This window comes from Streptomyces sp. CB01373, from assembly GCF_002803075.1.
Classification (GTDB): domain Bacteria; phylum Actinomycetota; class Actinomycetes; order Streptomycetales; family Streptomycetaceae; genus Streptomyces.
The window spans coordinates 326,950-344,342 of the sequence record NZ_NNBK01000005.1; the positions used below are offsets into that span (position 1 = coordinate 326,950).

At 69.2% G+C, this 17,393-nt stretch carries 15 protein-coding genes; 6 read left to right on the forward strand and 9 right to left on the reverse strand.

The features are described from left to right. The first annotated feature begins 4 nt into the window (after positions 1-4). The 3 genes from CG719_RS10405 to CG719_RS10415 are packed head-to-tail and all read left to right on the forward strand — an operon-like array spanning position 5 to position 3,063. The gene (locus CG719_RS10405; RefSeq protein ID WP_100568245.1) at positions 5-985 is read left to right on the forward strand and encodes an ABC transporter permease; all 981 of its coding nucleotides are present in this window, start codon (positions 5-7) and stop codon (positions 983-985) included. A gap of 9 nt (positions 986-994) precedes the next feature. Beyond that, positions 995-2,026, forward strand: a complete 1,032-nt coding sequence (locus tag CG719_RS10410; protein ID WP_100568246.1) for an ABC transporter ATP-binding protein — start codon at positions 995-997, stop codon at positions 2,024-2,026. Positions 2,027-2,052: 26 nt separating this feature from the next. Beyond that, complete coding sequence (locus CG719_RS10415; RefSeq protein ID WP_100568247.1) at positions 2,053-3,063, forward strand: ABC transporter ATP-binding protein; 1,011 nt, start codon at positions 2,053-2,055, stop codon at positions 3,061-3,063. Between the two features lie 39 nt (positions 3,064-3,102). On the opposite strand, the gene CG719_RS10420 is transcribed toward CG719_RS10415, so the two are convergent. The 8 genes from CG719_RS10420 to CG719_RS10455 all read right to left on the reverse strand — a co-directional run bounded on the left by CG719_RS10420 (position 3,103) and on the right by CG719_RS10455 (position 11,351). Beyond that, positions 3,103-3,693: a GNAT family N-acetyltransferase gene (locus CG719_RS10420; protein ID WP_234375501.1), complete on the reverse strand. Its 591-nt coding sequence runs from the start codon at positions 3,691-3,693 to the stop codon at positions 3,103-3,105. Positions 3,694-3,985: 292 nt separating this feature from the next. Next, on the reverse strand, positions 3,986-4,429 hold the full coding sequence (locus tag CG719_RS10425; RefSeq protein WP_100568248.1) for a VOC family protein: 444 nt from the start codon (positions 4,427-4,429) through the stop codon (positions 3,986-3,988). Positions 4,430-4,576: 147 nt separating this feature from the next. Then, the gene (locus CG719_RS10430; RefSeq protein ID WP_100568249.1) at positions 4,577-5,737 is read right to left on the reverse strand and encodes an ABC transporter ATP-binding protein; all 1,161 of its coding nucleotides are present in this window, start codon (positions 5,735-5,737) and stop codon (positions 4,577-4,579) included. Continuing rightward, complete coding sequence (locus CG719_RS10435) at positions 5,730-6,776, reverse strand: ABC transporter ATP-binding protein (RefSeq protein ID WP_100568293.1); 1,047 nt, start codon at positions 6,774-6,776, stop codon at positions 5,730-5,732. Before CG719_RS10435 ends, CG719_RS10430 begins: the two co-directional genes overlap by 8 nt. A 51-nt stretch (positions 6,777-6,827) precedes the next feature. Next, on the reverse strand, positions 6,828-7,751 hold the full coding sequence (locus CG719_RS10440; protein WP_100568250.1) for an ABC transporter permease: 924 nt from the start codon (positions 7,749-7,751) through the stop codon (positions 6,828-6,830). Positions 7,752-7,784: 33 nt separating this feature from the next. Beyond that, positions 7,785-8,711: an ABC transporter permease gene (locus tag CG719_RS10445; RefSeq protein WP_234375502.1), complete on the reverse strand. Its 927-nt coding sequence runs from the start codon at positions 8,709-8,711 to the stop codon at positions 7,785-7,787. Between the two features lie 190 nt (positions 8,712-8,901). Next, on the reverse strand, positions 8,902-10,551 hold the full coding sequence (locus tag CG719_RS10450) for a peptide ABC transporter substrate-binding protein (protein WP_100568251.1): 1,650 nt from the start codon (positions 10,549-10,551) through the stop codon (positions 8,902-8,904). Between the two features lie 611 nt (positions 10,552-11,162). Beyond that, positions 11,163-11,351 carry a hypothetical protein gene (locus CG719_RS10455; RefSeq protein ID WP_100568252.1) on the reverse strand — a complete coding sequence of 63 codons (189 nt, stop codon included), beginning with the start codon at positions 11,349-11,351 and terminating at the stop codon, positions 11,163-11,165. A 288-nt stretch (positions 11,352-11,639) separates the two neighbouring features. On the opposite strand from CG719_RS10455, the gene typA reads away from it, so the two are divergent. Beyond that, on the forward strand, positions 11,640-13,547 hold the full coding sequence (typA, locus tag CG719_RS10460; RefSeq protein ID WP_100568253.1) for a translational GTPase TypA: 1,908 nt from the start codon (positions 11,640-11,642) through the stop codon (positions 13,545-13,547). Between the two features lie 66 nt (positions 13,548-13,613). Here typA and CG719_RS10465 read toward each other — a convergent pair whose 3' ends face one another. Then, positions 13,614-15,857, reverse strand: coding sequence for an ABC transporter family substrate-binding protein (locus CG719_RS10465; RefSeq protein WP_100568254.1), 2,244 nt, complete (start codon positions 15,855-15,857; stop codon positions 13,614-13,616). A 329-nt stretch (positions 15,858-16,186) separates the two neighbouring features. Here CG719_RS10465 and CG719_RS10470 point away from each other — a divergent pair, with 329 nt between their 5' ends. Together CG719_RS10470 and CG719_RS10475 are read left to right on the forward strand one after the other, a co-directional pair. Beyond that, positions 16,187-16,474 (forward strand): hypothetical protein, encoded by a 288-nt coding sequence (locus tag CG719_RS10470; protein WP_100568255.1) that lies wholly within the window; start codon positions 16,187-16,189, stop codon positions 16,472-16,474. Between the two features lie 81 nt (positions 16,475-16,555). Next, entirely contained in the window at positions 16,556-17,392 is an 837-nt protein-coding gene (locus CG719_RS10475) for a hypothetical protein (RefSeq protein ID WP_100568256.1), read from the forward strand. The last annotated feature ends 1 nt before the right edge of the window (position 17,393 follow it).

Sequence of the window (17,393 nt, forward strand, 5' to 3'; positions counted from 1 at the left end):
CGCCATGCTCCGCTTCCTCGTCCGCCGGACAGTCGGCGCGCTCGTGATCCTGCTGATCATCAGCGCCATCACCTTCGTCCTCTTCTACGTCGCGCCCCGCGACCCCGCTCGCGTCGCCTGCGGCAAGATCTGCACGCCCGAGACGCTGAAGCTGGTCCGGCACAACCTGGGCATCGACGATCCGCTGCCGGTGCAGTACTGGCACTGGTTGAAGGCCGTTTTCGCGGGCCGGGAGTACACCTCCTTCGGCCACTGTCCCGCGCCCTGTCTCGGCTACTCGTTCCACAACCACGAGCCGGTTCTGGGCACCATCCTGGACCGCTTCCCCGTCACACTCTCGCTCTCGCTCGGCAGCGCGGTGGTCTTCGTCCTTTTCGGCGTCGGCACCGGCATGATCGCCGCGGTCAAGCAGGGAAAGGCCCTCGACAAGATCGCGTCGTCGGCCTCGCTGATCTTCTCCTCACTCCAGATCTACATCGTCGGCGTGGTCGCGATGTACTACCTGTGCGATCAGTGGCACGTCCTCAGCCGTCCCCGGGACGTACCGCTCACCGAGGACCCCGCGGGCTGGTTCCAGGGCCTGCTGCTGCCCTGGCTCGTACTGGCACTGATCTTCACCGCCAACTACACCCGTATGAGCCGGTCCCAGCTCGTGGAGACCCTGAGCGAGGACTACGTCCGCACGGCACGGGCCAAGGGGCTCTCCCGCCGCACCGTGTTCTTCCGCTTCGCCTGGCGCGGCGCCATGGGACCCATCGTCACACTCTTCGGGCTCGACCTGGGCTATCTGCTGGGAGGGGCGATCATCACCGAGCAGACGTTCAGCCTGCACGGCATCGGCGCGCTGTCGGTCAAGGCGGTCCGGGACAACGACCTCCCCATGCTCCTGGGCGTGGTGCTGGTCGCGGCCGCCGCCATCGTCGTCTTCAACATCGTCGTCGACGCCGTCTACGCCGTCATCGACCCCCGCGTCCGCCTCGCCTAGGAGAGCACCATGAGCGGCACCCCCTTCCTCTCCGTGCGGGACCTGCACGTCCACTTCCCCACCGCGGACGGCACGGTCAGGGCCGTCGACGGGCTCTCCTTCGACGTGGAACGCGGCAGGACGCTCGGCATCGTCGGTGAGTCCGGCTCCGGGAAGTCGGTCACCAACCTCGCCGTCCTCGGCCTGCACCACCCCGACCACACCGAGATCAGCGGGGAGATCCTGCTCGACGGGCAGGACCTGCTGACGGCGAGCGCGCGGGAACTCGAACGGCTGCGCGGCAACAAGATGTCCATGATCTTCCAGGACGCGCTGGCCTCCCTCTCGCCGTACCACACGATCGGACGGCAGATCGGCGAGACCTTCCGCAAGCACACCGGGGCCTCCCGGAAGGAGGCGCGGGAGCGGGCCGTGGAGATGCTCACCAGGGTCGGGATTCCGCAGCCCGACCTGCGGGTCGACGACTACCCGCACCAGTTCTCCGGCGGTATGCGACAGCGCGCGATGATCGCGATGGCCCTGGTCTGCGATCCGGAGCTGCTGATCGCGGACGAGCCGACCACGGCGCTGGACGTCACCGTGCAGGCCCAGATCATGGACCTGCTGAAGGATCTCCAGCAGGAGACCGGGACCTCCATCATCTTCATCACGCACGACCTCGGTGTCATCGCCGACATCGCGGACGAGGTGCTGGTGATGTACGGCGGGCGATGCGTGGAGCGGGGCACCAAGAAGGAGGTGCTGAGGACCCCCCAGCACCCCTACACGCTGGGCCTGCTGGGGTCGATGCCGACGCTCGACGGGCCCGTGGACGTACCGCTGTCGCCGATCCCCGGCACCCCGCCGAGCCTGCTCGACCCGCCGGGCGGCTGCCGGTTCCACCCCCGCTGCTCCTTCACCGAGGAGGTCGGCGGCGGCCGGTGTGCCACCGAGCAGCCGGCGCTTGAAGTGGTGGACGGACGGGGCAGCGCCTGCCACCTCAGCAGCGGGCAGCGTGCCCGGTGCTTCGCCGACCCAGCCGGAACCACACGGCCCAACTGACGTACAAGAGACGGGACTTCACCACCATGAGCAGCACCACTCCCCTCCTGGACGTCTCCGGACTCACCAAACACTTCCCGATCATGGGCGGCTTTCCGTTCCGGCGCAGGGTCGGCGCGGTCCGGGCCGTGGACGGGCTGGACTTCAGCGTCGCCGAGGGCGAGAGCCTGGGTCTGGTCGGCGAGTCCGGCTGCGGCAAGTCGACCACCGGACGGCTGATCACACGCCTGCTGGAACCCACGAGCGGCCGGATCGCGTACCGCGGCCAGGACATCACGCACGCCTCGCGGCGGGAACTGGCCCCGGTGCGCTCCGAGATCCAGATGATCTTCCAGGACCCGTACGCCTCGCTGAATCCGCGCCAGACCGTCGGCAAAATCATCTCGGGGCCGATGGAGATCAACGGCATCGAGCCGGCCGGTGGGCGCGAGAAGCGCGTCAGGGAGCTCCTGGAGACGGTGGGGCTCAACCCCGAGCACTACAACCGTTTCCCGCACGAGTTCTCCGGCGGGCAGCGGCAGCGCATCGGCGTGGCCCGGGCGCTGGCGCTCGAACCCAAGCTGATCGTGGCCGACGAACCCGTCTCGGCGCTGGACGTGTCCATCCAGGCGCAGGTCGTCAATCTGCTCCAGGGCCTGCGGAAGGACCTGGGCATCGCGTTCGTCTTCATCGCCCACGACCTGGCCGTGGTACGCCACTTCTCGCAGCGCGTCGCGGTGATGTACCTGGGCAGGATCGTGGAGGTCGCCGACCGCGACGAGCTCTACGGCAATCCGCGCCACCCCTACACCCGGGCCCTGCTCTCCGCCGTCCCGGAGCTGAGTGCCGAGGACGCCCCGGGCCGTGAGCGCATCCGCCTCACCGGCGATGTGCCCTCCCCCGTCAACCCGCCCTCGGGCTGCCGCTTCCGGACCCGCTGCTGGAAGGCGACGGACCGGTGCGCCGCCGAGGCGCCGCCGCTGGTGCGGGTGGAGGGCAGCGCAGAAGGGCATCTGACGGCCTGCCACTTTCCCGAGGGGGCCGGGAGCGAGGCCTGAGACCGACGGGGACGGCCGGGTGCGGGCCACCCGGCACGCTCAGCCGACGGCCGGGTACGGGTCCGTCGCGAGTCTCGCGTGGAGGTGGGTGTCGTAGTACGTGCCCGGCTCACCGGCGGCGGGCAGGAAGCCGCGCAGCACGCCCTCGTAGGCGAAGCCGCAGCGGTCGGCGACCCGGCAGGAGGCCGTGTTGCCGACGGCGTGCCCCAGATCGATACGGTGCAGGCCGAGCTGTTCGAAGCCCCAGCGGACGCACAGCTCGACGGCCCGGGTCACCGTGCCGCGGCCGCGCGCCTCGGGCAGGAGCCAGTAACCGACCCCGGCGTGGCCCATGCGGCGCTCTATCTTGTGGAGTTCCACGCTGCCGAGCACCTCTTCGGTGACGGCGTCGGTGACGCAGTACGGCGCGTGCCTCCCCTGTTTCCAGTGCTCGGCACGTGTGGCGACGTAGTCCAGCGCTCCGGCCTCGTCCATGGGGCCGGCCTGCATGGAGGACCAACGCAGCGACTCGGGATCGTTCAGGCCCTTCAGCACGGAGGGCACGTCGTCCTCACGCCAGGCCCGCAGGCGCAGGCCGAAGCCGTCGAGTTCCGTGTACGGCAGGGCGTTCGCCGCCGTGGTCTCCGTCATGGGGTGCTCCTTGGGGGCAGTAGGGAATCGATCCGAACGGCGCGGGGGCCGCCCGGCGCGGGTCGCTCGGCGCAACGCCGACCGGCGCATGTCGCCCGGCACGGGGTACCCAGGCTTCCCCGCGCGGGATCGCAGGGTGCAGGTCGCCCGACACGGGATCGCCCGGCGCAACGCCCGTCCGGTGCAGGTGCCCGGCACGAGCCGTCCGGTGCAGGTCGCCCGGCGCGGGGCACGCCCGGCGCAAGGGCGCTTGGCATGCGGGCGGTGTTCGGGGCGTGGGTGGTGCTCGGTGTCACGGGTGTTCGCCGGGTGGGCCGGGGGCCGGTGCGTCCGGCGGGGACCCGGGGGTCTCCGGGCGGGCCACCAGCTCGACTTCGAAGCCGTCGGTGTTCTCCAGGTAGGCGGCGTAGTGCCCGGGGCCGCCCGCGTACGGGTGGCGGTCGGCGAACATCAGCGTCCAGCCGTGCCCTGGCGCCTCGGTGACCAGGGCGTCGAGCCCGCGCCGGGTGGGCACGTGGAACGCCAGGTGGTTGAGGCCGGGGCGGAGCCGGTCGTGCCGGTCGCCGCGCAGGGCCGGGGACCGCTCGATCACGAGATAGGTGTCGCCGGACCGCCAGCTCACCCCCGCCGGCCAGTCCTGGTACGGCGACCAGCCGAGCCGTTCGAGGAGCCAGCCCCAGCAGGCGCGGGCGCGCTCCAGGTCCGCCACCCAGAGCTCGATGTGATGCAGTGTCACTCAGCCGCTCCCCTCCTCCGCCGCCCCGTGACGTCACCCGGTGACCTCGCCCGCCGATCAGGAAACGGCCTGCTGATACGGCTGGTTCCCGGCACCGTCCTGCGGTACCGGGAACCAGTCGGGGATCAGGCTGTTCCGCTCAGCGGGTCACGCCGCGCCGACGACGTCCTTCTCCTCGGCGAAGTGGCAGGCCGACTCGTGGGCCGCCGGGGAGTCCGAGCCCTTGAAGCGCTCGGGCACGGCGAGCAGCGGGATCTCCTCGGCGCACTTGTCCTGCGCCTTCCAGCAGCGGGTGCGGAAGCGGCAGCCCGAGGGCGGGTTGGCCGGGGACGGCACGTCGCCGGACAGGATGATCCGCTCCCGGTGCTCGCGGGCGTCCGGGTCCGGCACCGGAACCGCCGACAGCAGCGCCTGGGTGTAGGGGTGCGTCGGGTGCTCGTAGATCTGCTCGTCGCTGCCGATCTCGGCCATCTTGCCGAGGTACATCACGCCCACGCGGTCCGAGATGTGCCGGACGATCGACAGGTCGTGCGCGATGAAGACGTAGGAGAGGTTGAACTCGTCCTGGAGTCGCTCCATCAGGTTGATGACCTGCGCCTGGACGGACACGTCCAGGGCCGAGACCGGCTCGTCGCAGATGATGACCTCGGGGTTGAGCGCGAGGCCGCGGGCGATGCCGATGCGCTGGCGCTGACCGCCGGAGAACTGGTGCGGGTAGCGGTTGATGTACTCCGGGTTGAGACCGACGACGTCCAGCAGCTCCTGCACCTTGCGGCGCCGGTCGCCCTTGGGGGCCACCTCGGGGTGGATGTCGAAGGGCTCGCCGATGATGTCGCCCACCGTCATACGGGGGTTGAGCGACGTGTACGGGTCCTGGAACACCATCTGGATGTTGCGGCGCACCGCCTTCAGCGCGCGCCCGGACAGCCGGGTGATGTCCTGGCCCTTGTAGAAGATCTCGCCCGCGGTCGCCTGCTCCAGGTTCATCAGGAGCTTGGCGACGGTGGACTTGCCGCAGCCGGACTCGCCCACGATGCCCAGGGTCTCGCCCTGGTACAGGTCGAAGGAGATGCCGTCGACGGCCTTGACCGCGCCGATCTGCTTCTTGAACAGGATGCCCTGGGTCAGCGGGAAGTGCTTGACCAGGTTGCGGACCTGGAGGATCGGCTCGCCGCGCTCGACGGGCGCGTCGATCGCCGCGACCGCCGCCTCCTCGGAGGCCGCGTCGACGGTGTCCACCTCGGAGACGTTCGGCGTGGCGTCGTCCTGCGGCTCGTTGTCCTTCGCGAGCTTCGTGGGCTCAGCCATGGATCGTCTCCTTCCAGAAGTGGCATGCGGAGCGGCGGCCCGGCAGCTCCGTGCCGTCGCGCTCGGTCACCGGCACCAGCGGCGGTGCGTCGGTGCGGCAGACGTCCTGCGCCATGCTGCAGCGCGGGTTGAACGCGCAGCCCGGCGGGATCGCCTGGAGGTTGGGCGGCAGGCCCTTGATGGCGTACAGCTCCTGGCCCTTGTGGTCCAGGCGCGGGATCGAGTCCAGCAGGCCCTTGGTGTACGGGTGCGCGGGGCGCTTGTACAGCTCGTGCACCGGCGCGGTCTCGACGATCCGGCCCGCGTACATCACCGCGATCTTGTCGGCGACGTCCGCGACCACACCCAGGTCGTGGGTGATCAGGATCAGGCCCATGTTGTACTCGCGCTGAAGCTCCGCGAGCAGGTCCATCACCTGGGCCTGGACGGTCACGTCGAGAGCCGTGGTCGGCTCGTCGGCGATGATCAGGTCCGGCTCCAGGGCGAGCGCCATGGCGATCATGATGCGCTGGCGCATACCGCCGGAGAACTGGTGCGGGTAGTCGCCGACGCGCTGGGCGGCGGCGGGGATGCGCACGCGGTCCATCAGCTCGATGGCCTTGGCCTTGGCGTCCTTCTTGGACATGCCCTGGTGGGCCCGGAACATCTCGCCGAGCTGGTAGCCCACCGACAGCACCGGGTTGAGCGAGGACAGCGCGTCCTGGAAGATCATCGCCATCTTGGCGCCGCGCAGCTTGCGCCGCTCGTTCTCCGGCAGGCGCAGGATGTCCTGGCCCTGGAAGAAGATCTCGCCCTTGGCGATCCGTCCGGGCGGGCTGTCCAGAATGCCCATGATCGCCTGCGCGGTGACGGACTTGCCGGAGCCCGACTCACCGAGCACGGCGAGCGTCTCGCCCGCCCTGACGCTGTAGTTGACGCCGTTGACCGCCTTGGTCACGGTGTCACGGACCTTGAACTCCACGTGCAGGTCGCGGACTTCGAGGAGCGGCGCGGTCCCGTCCGCCCCGGCGTTGCTGGGTGCCATCTCCAGGCTGGTCATGCCGTCACCTTCATCGTGCTTGGTCACAGGGGTTCGACTCATGGCGGTACCTCACCGCAGCTTCGGGTCGAGCGCGTCGCGCAGGCCGTTGCCCAGCAGGATGAAGCCCAGCGCGGTGATGACGATGGCGAGGCTCGGGTACGTCCACATGAAGTCCTTGACGCCCATGAAGCCGCGGCCCGCGGAGATCATGTTGCCCCACTCGGCGACCTCGGGGTCGACGCCGACGCCGAGGTACGACAGCGACGCCTCCGCCACGATCGCGATACCGACGTTGCTGGTGCCGTACACCAGCACCGACGTCAGCGAGTTCGGCAGGATGTGCTTGCGGATGATCCGCCCCTGGCTCGCGCCCAGCGCCTTGGCCGCGTGCACGTAGTCCATCTCGCGCACCGAGAGGATCTGGCTGCGCAGCAGGCGGGCGAAGGTCGCCCAGGTGAAGATGCCGAGCGAGAGCACGACCGGCAGCACGCCGCGGCCCATCACCAGGATGATGACGATGGCGCCGATCAGCAGCGGGAAGGCGAAGAAGACGTCGGCGACGCGCATGATCACCGTGTCGACCCAGCGGCCGTAGTAACCGGCCAGGGAGCCCAGCACGATGCCGATGGTGAGGGCCACGAGGATCGAGGCGAGACCCACGACGAGGGCGATGCGGCTGCCGTAGATGAGGCGGGAGAGCTGGTCGCGGCCGAGGGCGTCGGTGCCCAGCAGGTGATCGCCGCCCGGGGACTGCAGCGTGTTCATCAGGTTCTGCTTGAGCGGGTCGTACGGCGCGAGCAGCGGGGCGAAGATCGCGACCAGGATGAGGACGACGATGATCGCCAGGCCCACCACGGCCAGCTTGTTGGCGAAGAAGCGGTGCCGGATGTCGGACCACTGACTGACCCTGGCGACGCTGGGTTCGGCGCTCGGGCCCGCGGGGGCAGGGCCGGCCGTCGTCGGCTCTCCCGTGTCCGAGACGAGTTCGGTCATTGTGTGACTCCTAGAGGAAAACGACCCTGCGGGTCAGGCAAGGCGGATGCGCGGGTCGAGAGCGGCGTAGAGCAGATCGACGATCAGGTTCAGCACGACGAAGACCGCCACACCGATCGTCACGACCCCCACGATGATGGGGTTGTTGTTCTGCCCGATCGCCTGGATCAGCGCGAGGCCGATGCCGTTCCAGTTGAAGATCGTCTCCGTGATGATGGCGCCGCCGAGCAGCGAGCCGAAGGAGATTCCCAGGTAGGTGATCACCGGGATGACCGAGTTGCGCATGATGTGCCGGGCGAGCACCGTCCGGCGGGGAAGGCCCTTGGCGATGGCCGTCTTGACGTAGTCGGCGCGCAGAACCTCGAGCATCGTGCTGCGCGCGAGCTGGGCCACGAGGGCCGCGTCGATGATGGCGAGGGTGATGGCGGGGAGCACGATGCCCTCGAAGCTGTCACCGGCGATCAGCGGGAACCAGCCCAGCTTGATGACGAAGATGCTCTGCATGATCATGCCGAGCACGATGGACGGCACGCCGATGGCCAGGGTCGTGAGGAAGGTCGCCGACACGTCCCAGATGGAGTATCTGCGCATGGCGGCGAGCACGCCGACCGAGATGCCGATGACGACGTCGATCACGATGGCCGCGATCGCCAGCTTCGCCGTGTTCCCCAGCTTCGGGGCCAGGATCTCGGTCACGGGCCGGCTCTGCGTGTAGTCCGTGCCCAGGTCGCCGGTGACGAGCTTGCCGACGTAGGTCCCGTACTGGACGACCAGCGGCTTGTCGAGCCCGTACTGCTTGTGCATCTCCGCGATGACGGCCGGGTCCCGCGCCTTGTCGCTGCCGGCGATCTGACCCACCGGGTCACCGGGGATCACGAACAGGCAGGCGAACAGAATCATCGTCGCGCCGAGCACGACCACGACGAGCTGGCCCAGCCTGCGGACCACGTACCTTCCCATAACTGCCTCTCTACCTCGCTGCCACTTCCTCAGCAGCTCCCTCGCGCCCCGGAATGTGGGGGGGGTGGGGTGGGGGCGGGTGAGGTGGATCACACCCCTCCCGACGGTCGGCGGGGGTCGTGGTGTCCGAGCCCCAGCTCGAACCCCACGACCCCCGGTTTCCGGATTCCGCGCCGTGCGCGGCGACCCGTTACTTCAGCTTGATCTCAGCGAGGTTCGGGTCCTCGTGGAAGTCCATCGCCATGTTGTCGAACTTCTTGGTGTTGGCGAGGCGCAGCTGGTGACGGTTCCAGAGCGGGATCAGGGCCATGTCGTCCATGGCGACCTTCTCCGCCTCCTTGTAGATCGCGTTGCGGCCGGACTCGTCCTCGGTGGCGCGGGCCTTGGCGAGCAGGTCGTCGAACTTCTTGTTGCTGTAGCGGCCGCGGTTGTCACCGGTGACCTTGCCGGAGGCGTCCTTGTTGATGGACGCGGTGTCCAGCAGCGGGAACAGGAAGTTGTCCGGCGTCGGGTAGTCGGCACCCCAGGCGAAGCGGTACAGACCGGTCGCGTTCGGCTTCTGCTGGTCGCCGAGGAGCTCGGCGAACGGCTTGCCGGTCGCCTTCACCTTGACGCCGAGGACGTCCTCGAGCTGCTGCTTGACGGCCTGGATCCACTCCTCGTGGCCCGCACCGGTGTTGTAGCCGAGCTCGATGGTGGTGCCCGGCTTCAGGCCGCCTTCCTTGGCGAGCTGCTTGGCCTTGGCCGTGTCCTGCGCGACACAGGAGGTGCACAGGTCCTTCTGGTACACGTCCTTGAACGCCGGCGGCAGGATCGTCGTCGACTTGCTCTGCATGTTCTGGAAGACGCCCTTGATGATGGCGTCCCGGTTGATCGCGTAGGAGACGGCCTCGCGCGCCTTGACGTTCTTCAGCGGACCGTTGTCGGTGATCGGCAGGAGGTAGTTCATACCGTTGGTGTCCTGCTCGAGCCACTCACCCTGCGGGTCGTACTTGGCCTTGGCGGCCGGCAGCTGCGGGGTGGGCATACGGGCCCAGTCGTACTGGCCCGACTCGAAGCCCTGGTACTCCAGCGTGCTGCCGTTGTTGGAGTTCAGGATGTCGATCTGCACCTTGTCGAGGTGGGCCTTGGTCAGGCCGTAGTCGTCGTTGCGGACGAGCGTGATCGACTTGTTGTGCTCCCACTTGCCCGACATCTTGAAGGGGCCGTTGCCGATGGGGGCGTCGTTGTACGCCTTGTTCTTCGCGTCGCCCGCGACCTTCGGGACGGGGCTGAAGACCGTGTGCGTGAGCTTGACGTAGAACTCGAAGTCCGGCGCGGACAGCTTCACCTGGAGGGTGTACGGGTCCGGGGCGCTCAGACCGGACAGGGTCTTGGCCTTGCCCGACTGCACGTCGCCGAAGCCATCGACGCCGGCCATGTGGTAGGCGACGTCGGACGCGGCCGACTTCTGCGCCACGCGGTTCCAGCCGCGGATGAAGGACTCGGCGTCCACCGCTTCACCGTTGGTGAACTTGGTGTCCTTCTTGATGCCGAAGGTCCAGGTCTTGCCGTCCTTGCTGACCTTCTTCGAGGTGGCCAGCGCCGGAACGACCTGACCGTCCGCGGTCGGCAGGTACAGACCGGTGAACAGGTTGGTCGTGACGAGGATGCCCTCGGACTCCTGCGCGTTGTAAGGGTCAATGGCCACCGGCTCGGTGATACCCATCCGGAAGGAGCCACCGTCCTTGCCGGAGCCCTTGCTGCCGCTGCTGCTGTCGTCGCCGCCTCCGCAGGCGGTCGCAGCCAGAGCTATGACGATTGCACCAGCGACCCACTTGGCGCTCCTGGCACCACGCATGGGTTCCTCCTCTGAGTCCTGTGTTCACCGCAAGACGGAGCACACGACTTCCCACGGTCATGAAGAACGGGGAAAGTACACGTGCACCCGCAACGCTCGTGAGTCGGCGCCTCCTGCTGCGCATGACCCGTCGACCCGAGCTCTACGCGCCTAACTATCTGCCATCGCTCACCGCTCGGACCACTGCCATTCGGTCTCGGTTCGATCACACCTGGCAGCTACATCTTCCAAAATCCGGACAAACCGTTTCGCGAAAGATCCCTGCGAAACGGACTTGTTACACAACTATCGGAATCACACGTCCGGATAGCGGACAATCTGACGGGAAATCAGTTGCGCTCGTCGGCGGAGTCATGCTCTTGACGCCGCAAGCGGGAGGAACCAGGACACACCTACCGGCGGGTGTGCACATTTGCGCCACCTTAGCGCCGCGGGGTCGCCTACGCGATCCCTGAGCGGCCCCGGGCCGTTCCCTAGGGAAAACCCTCGATCGGCCGATCCCACCTGCGAACGGAGCGCGGCCGCGGCTCCCGGCGGAACCCCGGCCGCGTCCGACGCGCACCGAGCGGCGGCGCGTCCCGGTCAGCGGGCCCCGCAGGGCCCGGGGACCGTCAGCAGTAGGTGACCGACTCGCTCGTCTCCTTGGTCTTCTCCCCCGCCTTGCTCAGGGTCCCGGAGACATGGGCGTCCATGCTGGAGATGACCCAGCCGGCCGAGTAGCCGGCCCCGGCGGTGACCTCCCGGCCGGACGCCGTGGCCAGACCCGTGGCCGCCACCGCCGACATCAGCCTCTTGGTCACTGTCTTCTCCCCGCTTCCACTGGCCCGGCCTGGTCCCGGCCGGGTTCCCGGCCTCGCCGAATGACGAGGTCAGGTCAAAGTAGACAGTCGTGATCCAAAGGGATACCAGCGACTTGAGAGAAACGTGAGCTTGCGGCCGGTTGCGGCCTTCGCGTCGGTCGGGGACGACGACAGGGTGACAGGACCCCGTACGATGGGGTGAGGCCGTGGCGGGTCCCCGCCCGGCAGGGCCCGCGTAACACCGACGTACGCGCAGGTCGTCCGCACACTTCGGGAGTACGCCTCACTATGGCCACGCGCCACGACATCCGCAACGTCGCCATCGTCGCCCACGTCGACCACGGCAAGACCACCATCGTCGACGGCATGCTGAAGCAGGCCGGCGCCTTCGCCGCGCACCAGCTCGACCAGGTCGACGAGCGCATGATGGACTCGAACGACCTGGAACGTGAAAAGGGCATCACGATCCTCGCCAAGAACACGGCGGTGAAGTACCACCCCAAGGACGGTGGGGAGCCCATCACGATCAACATCATCGACACCCCCGGCCACGCCGACTTCGGCGGCGAGGTCGAGCGCGGCCTGTCGATGGTCGACGGCGTCGTCCTCCTCGTCGACGCCTCCGAGGGCCCGCTGCCGCAGACCCGCTTCGTGCTGCGCAAGGCCCTTCAGGCCCGGCTGCCCGTCATCCTCTGCATCAACAAGACGGACCGGCCCGACGCCCGGATCGACGAGGTCGTCAACGAGGCCTACGACCTGTTCCTGGACCTGGACGCCGACGAGGACCAGATCGAGTTCCCGATCGTCTACGCCTGCGGCCGGGACGGCATCGCCTCGCTGACCAAGCCCGAGGACGGCACGGTCCCCACGGACTCCACCAGCCTGGAGCCGTTCTTCTCCACGATCCTCCAGCACATCCCGGCCCCCACCTACGACGAGGCCGCCCCGCTCCAGGCACACGTGACCAACCTGGACGCGGACAACTTCCTCGGCCGTATCGCGCTGCTGCGTGTGGAGCAGGGCGAGCTGCGCAAGGGCCAGACGGTCGCGTGGATCAAGCGCGACGGCTCCGTGCAGAACGTGCGGATCTCCGAGCTGATGATGACCGAGGCGCTCACCCGCAAGCCCGCCGAGAAGGCCGGCCCCGGTGACATCTGCGCCGTCGCCGGTATCCCGGACATCATGATCGGCGAGACCCTCGCGGACACCGAGAACCCGATCGCGCTGCCGCTGATCACGGTCGACGAGCCCGCGATCTCGATGACCATCGGCACCAACACCTCCCCGCTGGTCGGCCGCGGCGGCACCGGCAAGGGCGCGGACGCGAAGGCGGTCGTCAAGGACCGCAAGGTCACCGCCCGCCAGGTCAAGGACCGTCTGGACCGCGAGCTGATCGGTAACGTCTCGCTGCGTGTCCTGGACACCGAGCGCCCGGACGCCTGGGAGGTGCAGGGCCGCGGCGAGCTGGCGCTGGCCATCCTGGTCGAGCAGATGCGCCGCGAGGGCTTCGAGCTGACCATCGGCAAGCCGCAGGTGGTCACCAAGGAGGTCGACGGCAAGACCTACGAGCCGGTCGAGCGCATGACGATCGACGTGCCCGAGGAGCACATGGGCGCCGTCACCCAGCTCATGGGCGTGCGCAAGGGCCGGATGGACAACATGTCCAACCACGGCTCGGGCTGGGTCCGCATGGAGTTCGTCGTGCCCTCCCGCGGCCTGATCGGCTTCCGCACCGAGTTCCTGACCCAGACCCGCGGCACGGGCATCGGCCACTCCATCCACGAGGGCTTCGAGCCCTGGTTCGGCACGCTGCAGACCCGTAACAACGGCTCCCTGGTCGCCGACCGCTCCGGCGCCGTCACCGCGTTCGCGATGACCAACCTTCAGGAGCGCGGCGTGCTGTTCACGGACCCGGGCACCGAGGTGTACGAGGGCATGATCGTCGGTGAGAACTCCCGCTCCGACGACATGGACGTCAACATCACCAAGGAGAAGAAGCTCACGAACATGCGGTCGTCGTCGGCCGACTCGTTCGAGGCGATCGTCCCGCCGCGCAAGCTCTCCCTGGAGCAGTCGCTGGAGTTCTGCCGCGACGACGAGTGCGTCGAGGTGACCCCGGAAGCGGTCCGCATCCGCAAGGTCGTCCTCGACCAGCGCGACCGCGCCCGCGCCGCGAGCCGCGCCAAGCACTCCTGACCCTCGGGCACACCAACCGGCAGGCGCCGCTCTCCGGAGCGGCGCCTGCCGGCGTGTTCGGGCCTGTCAGCCCTTCGGCGAGGCGCCGCCCGACGGCTGCGCCCCCTTCTTCAGGAAGCCCATGTCCTCGTAGACGGGGGTCTGGAAGCCGAAGGCCCCGACGTTCGCGAGGTTCCTGCGGACGGCCGTGAGCTGGGGGCGCTGATAGAGGGGGATCGACCCGGCCGCCGCCCAGATGCGGGCGTCGGCCTTGCGCAGCAGGCCCGCCTGCTCGCCCTCGTCCAGGGTGGTGAGGGCCTGGTCGAAGAGCTGGTCGACCTGGTCGGTGCCGACGCGGCTGTAGTTCTGCTGGACGTTCAGGGAGCCGTCGGCGGCCGGCACCGGCTTGGCGTAGATGGGCCGGGCGTCGGTGGCCGGCCACGCGGAGGCGGGCCAGGAGTACAGCGCGAGGTCGAACTGGCCGGAGGCGATGTGGTCCCGGAAGTAGCTCTCGTCGGGGACCTTGGTGATCTCCGTGCCGATGCCGACCTTCGCGAGCATGGCCGTCACCCGGTCGGCCACCTTGCGCAGCGTGTCCGAGCCGGGGCCCGAGGGAACCACGAAGCGCAGCGTGAGCGGCTTGCCGTCCTTGGCCAGCGGCCCCGCGGCGGCGGGTCCCGGAGCGGCGGTGCCCTTGGGGGCGTAGGCACCGGGCGCGCCGCCCTGCCTGAGGTGGTCGTGGGTGTACTGCCTGCCGTCCTGGGCGAGCTGCTTGGCGCCGCTGCCGCCCGGCCCGCTCTGCTCCTGGTCCTTGTGGTCCCGGTCCTGCTCGCTCCGGCCGGGTCCCTTGCCGTCCTCCACGTCGTCGTTCTGGCCGACGACGTACGTCCCGTCGCCGGCTGAGTTCTGCGAGCCGTGGCCCTCGCCGCCGGCCGCCTTGTCCCCCTTCTTGGCCTTCTCGGCCTTCTTGGCGTCCTTCTGCTCCTTGACCGGGCCGGGCACCCAGCCGGCGTCCGCGAGCAGGTCCCGCGCCTGGGCGGCGTCCTCGCCGCCGAGGGCGTCGCTGCTGTCGGCGTAGGCGTTCTGGCCGGACAGGGCGAGGTGGCTGCCGACCGGGACCGCGGGCAGGCCGAGCGGCTTCAGGACGATCTCGGCGAGTTCCTTGCGGTCCAGCGCGTGCGCCACCGCCTGGCGGACCCGCTCGTCGGCCAGGGGGCCCTCGGAGCCGTTGAGGGCGAGCTGGGTGTACGAGGGCTCCAGCGACTTGCGCACCTGGAAGTCGCGCAGTGACTCCTGCTGCCGCAGATAGGCGGTGAGCGACGTGCGCTCCGCCGCCAGGGCGCGGCGCTCGCGGCCGGCGGCCTTGTCGTCGGAGCCGTGCAGCACCGCCCAGGAGCGCAGCGCCTTGGCGGCGGTGCGGCCGCCGGCCGGGCCCCGGAAGGGGCTGCCGCCCTGGACGGCGGCCGTGATCCGCTGGACGTCGCCGGGCTCGATGTCGGCCACGTCCACGGAACCCTCGGCGAGGGCGGCGGCCCGCTTGTCGCCCGGCACCTCGTGCAGCACGATCTCGGACAGCTTGGCCGGGTGGCCCCACCAGCGCGGGTTGCGCCCGAGGACGATGTCCTTGGACTTGGTGTCGATCTTCCGCACGGCGAACGGTCCGGCGCTGACCGCGAGCTTTCTGCGGGCGCCGTCGTTGAAGGCGTTCGCGGTGCCCATGACGTCCTTGGGGTACAGCGGCGAGAACAGCGACTGCCAGTCGGCGTAGGGGCGGGCGAAGGTCACGCGGACCTCCAGGTCGCTGGCACCGCGCTCGATCTTCTCGATGCGGTCGTACCCGGCGTTGCGGGCGGTCCAGTACGCCGAGTCCTTGCCGGACAGGGCGCGCCACTGGGCGGCGAAGTCGGCGGCGCCGATCTCGCGGCCGTCGCTCCAGACGGCCTGCTGGTTGAGCCGGTAGACGACGACCTGCTTGGGCTCGGTCTCGACCACCCGGGCGGACTCCAGGAAGTCGGCGTCGCGCTGCGGACGGCCGTTCGCGTCGAGCCGGAACATGGCGGGCAGCACTGCCTGGGCGATGCGGGTGGTGCCGGCGTCGGCGTCCGCCTGGAAGGTGTTCAGCGTCTGCGGCATCGCGTCCACGGCCCAGCGCAGTCTGCCCCCGTCGGTGATCTGGTTGCGGGCGGCGGGCGCGATGTCCTGGGCGGCCAGCGGCTTGCTGCCCTCGTCGTCCGAGCTGCAGCCGGCGAGCAGGGGCACCGCGAGGGCGCCCGCGGTCAGGAAGGCGACCGAGCGCATGACCGCGCGCGGACCGACACCGTCGTAGGACATCTGTGCTACCTCCGTGGAGCCGCTCCCGCCGGTGGCACGGGTAGGGTTTGATCGCATTTGGCGGTATTTTGGTGTTCATCAGATCTACGGCCCACTGAAGAGGAAAGGGTTCGTCAGCCGGAGGCGACACGGCGGAGCGGGCGCGCAAGGTCACCCGTTCGGCGCAGGAGCCTCCGGCGCCCCCGGAGCGCGTGCGGGCGCGCGCGTGGGGTGTGCAATACGCCAATCGGTGCACATCCCTTCCCACCGACAGGTGTGACGCGCAACACTCGCAGGCGCATGAACGTTGCCGCCTAGGGTCTTTCGGCCCGTGGAAGTGAGGTCACGTCATGTCCGTGCACGACGACCTGACGTCGGTCCAGCGCGCTCTCGACGATCTGCTGCGGTCGGTGGGCCGACTGGAGCACCAGCTCGCAGGCGGGCTGGAGATACGCCGCGTGCGCACCGACGCCGACCACCTGCGGGAGAGTGTCGCCCTGCTGCGCGAGGCCTCCGAGGACCGGGCCGCACCACAGCAGCCCGCGCTCGTCACCATCTCCGACGCGCCCTACGACATCTCCCTGTGGACGGACTCGGACGACGAGGGACTCGGCGCCCGCGACCGCCACGCCCCCTGAACCGACCCCGAGTGACTCGAAGGGGCTCGACACCGGCTCCAGTGCCCCGGAGACGAGCCTGACAGGAAGGTGCGTCCCGCATTGGCCACAGGTACCGAACCCCCCGGCACACAACCCCATACGCTCGGCGGCGGTGTCCGCTCCCCCGGACGGGCGAAGATCGCCGCCCGGCATCTGCGGACCGACCGCTGGTGGCTGGCGCCCGCCGCCACCGCGGCCGGACTGCTCGCGTTCGTCGTGTACTCGACCTGGCGGGCCTTCGCCAACGCGCACTACTACGCCGCGCCGTACGTCTCGCCGTTCTACTCGCCGTGCCTGGCGCAGAACTGCCGGACCATGCACGCGGGCCCCAACGCCGACCTGTTCGGCAGCTGGTGGGCGATCTCACCGGCGATCATCATCCTGATCTTCCCGCTGGGCTTCCGGCTGACCTGCTACTACTACCGCAAGGCCTACTACCGGGGCTTCTGGGCGTCCCCGCCGGCCTGCGCGGTCGCCGAGCCGCACCGCAAGTACACCGGCGAGACCCGCTTCCCGCTGATCCTGCAGAACATCCACCGCTACTTCTTCTACGCGGCGCTCCTGGTGGCCGGCGTGCTGACCTACGACACCGTGCTGGCCTTCCGCGACCAGCACTACCGCTGGGGCCACATGGGGCTCGGCACCGTGGTCTTCCTGGTCAACATCGCGCTGATCTGGGCGTACACGGTCTCCTGCCACTCCTGCCGGCACATCGTGGGCGGCAAGATCAAGCACTTCTCGAAGCATCCGGTGCGCTACCGCCTCTGGCAGTTCGTGAGCCGGCTGAACGCCCGCCACATGCAACTGGCCTGGGCCTCGCTGTTCAGCGTGGCGCTCGCCGACTTCTACGTGTACCTGGTCGCCTCCGGCGCCTTCGACGATCCGCGGTTCTTCTGAT

Coding starts and splice junctions, on each gene's coding strand:
- CG719_RS10450 (WP_100568251.1), bottom strand. CDS start 10,551: ATGCGTGGTGCCAGGAGCGCCAAGTGGGTCGCTGGTGCAATCGTCATA.
- CG719_RS10440 (WP_100568250.1), bottom strand. CDS start 7,751: ATGACCGAACTCGTCTCGGACACGGGAGAGCCGACGACGGCCGGCCCT.
- CG719_RS10420 (WP_234375501.1), bottom strand. CDS start 3,693: ATGACGGAGACCACGGCGGCGAACGCCCTGCCGTACACGGAACTCGAC.
- CG719_RS10435 (WP_100568293.1), bottom strand. CDS start 6,776: ATGACCAGCCTGGAGATGGCACCCAGCAACGCCGGGGCGGACGGGACC.
- CG719_RS10410 (WP_100568246.1), top strand. CDS start 995: ATGAGCGGCACCCCCTTCCTCTCCGTGCGGGACCTGCACGTCCACTTC.
- CG719_RS10415 (WP_100568247.1), top strand. CDS start 2,053: ATGAGCAGCACCACTCCCCTCCTGGACGTCTCCGGACTCACCAAACAC.
- CG719_RS10430 (WP_100568249.1), bottom strand. CDS start 5,737: ATGGCTGAGCCCACGAAGCTCGCGAAGGACAACGAGCCGCAGGACGAC.
- CG719_RS10470 (WP_100568255.1), top strand. CDS start 16,187: ATGTCCGTGCACGACGACCTGACGTCGGTCCAGCGCGCTCTCGACGAT.
- CG719_RS10405 (WP_100568245.1), top strand. CDS start 5: ATGCTCCGCTTCCTCGTCCGCCGGACAGTCGGCGCGCTCGTGATCCTG.
- typA (WP_100568253.1), top strand. CDS start 11,640: ATGGCCACGCGCCACGACATCCGCAACGTCGCCATCGTCGCCCACGTC.
- CG719_RS10445 (WP_234375502.1), bottom strand. CDS start 8,711: ATGGGAAGGTACGTGGTCCGCAGGCTGGGCCAGCTCGTCGTGGTCGTG.
- CG719_RS10465 (WP_100568254.1), bottom strand. CDS start 15,857: ATGTCCTACGACGGTGTCGGTCCGCGCGCGGTCATGCGCTCGGTCGCC.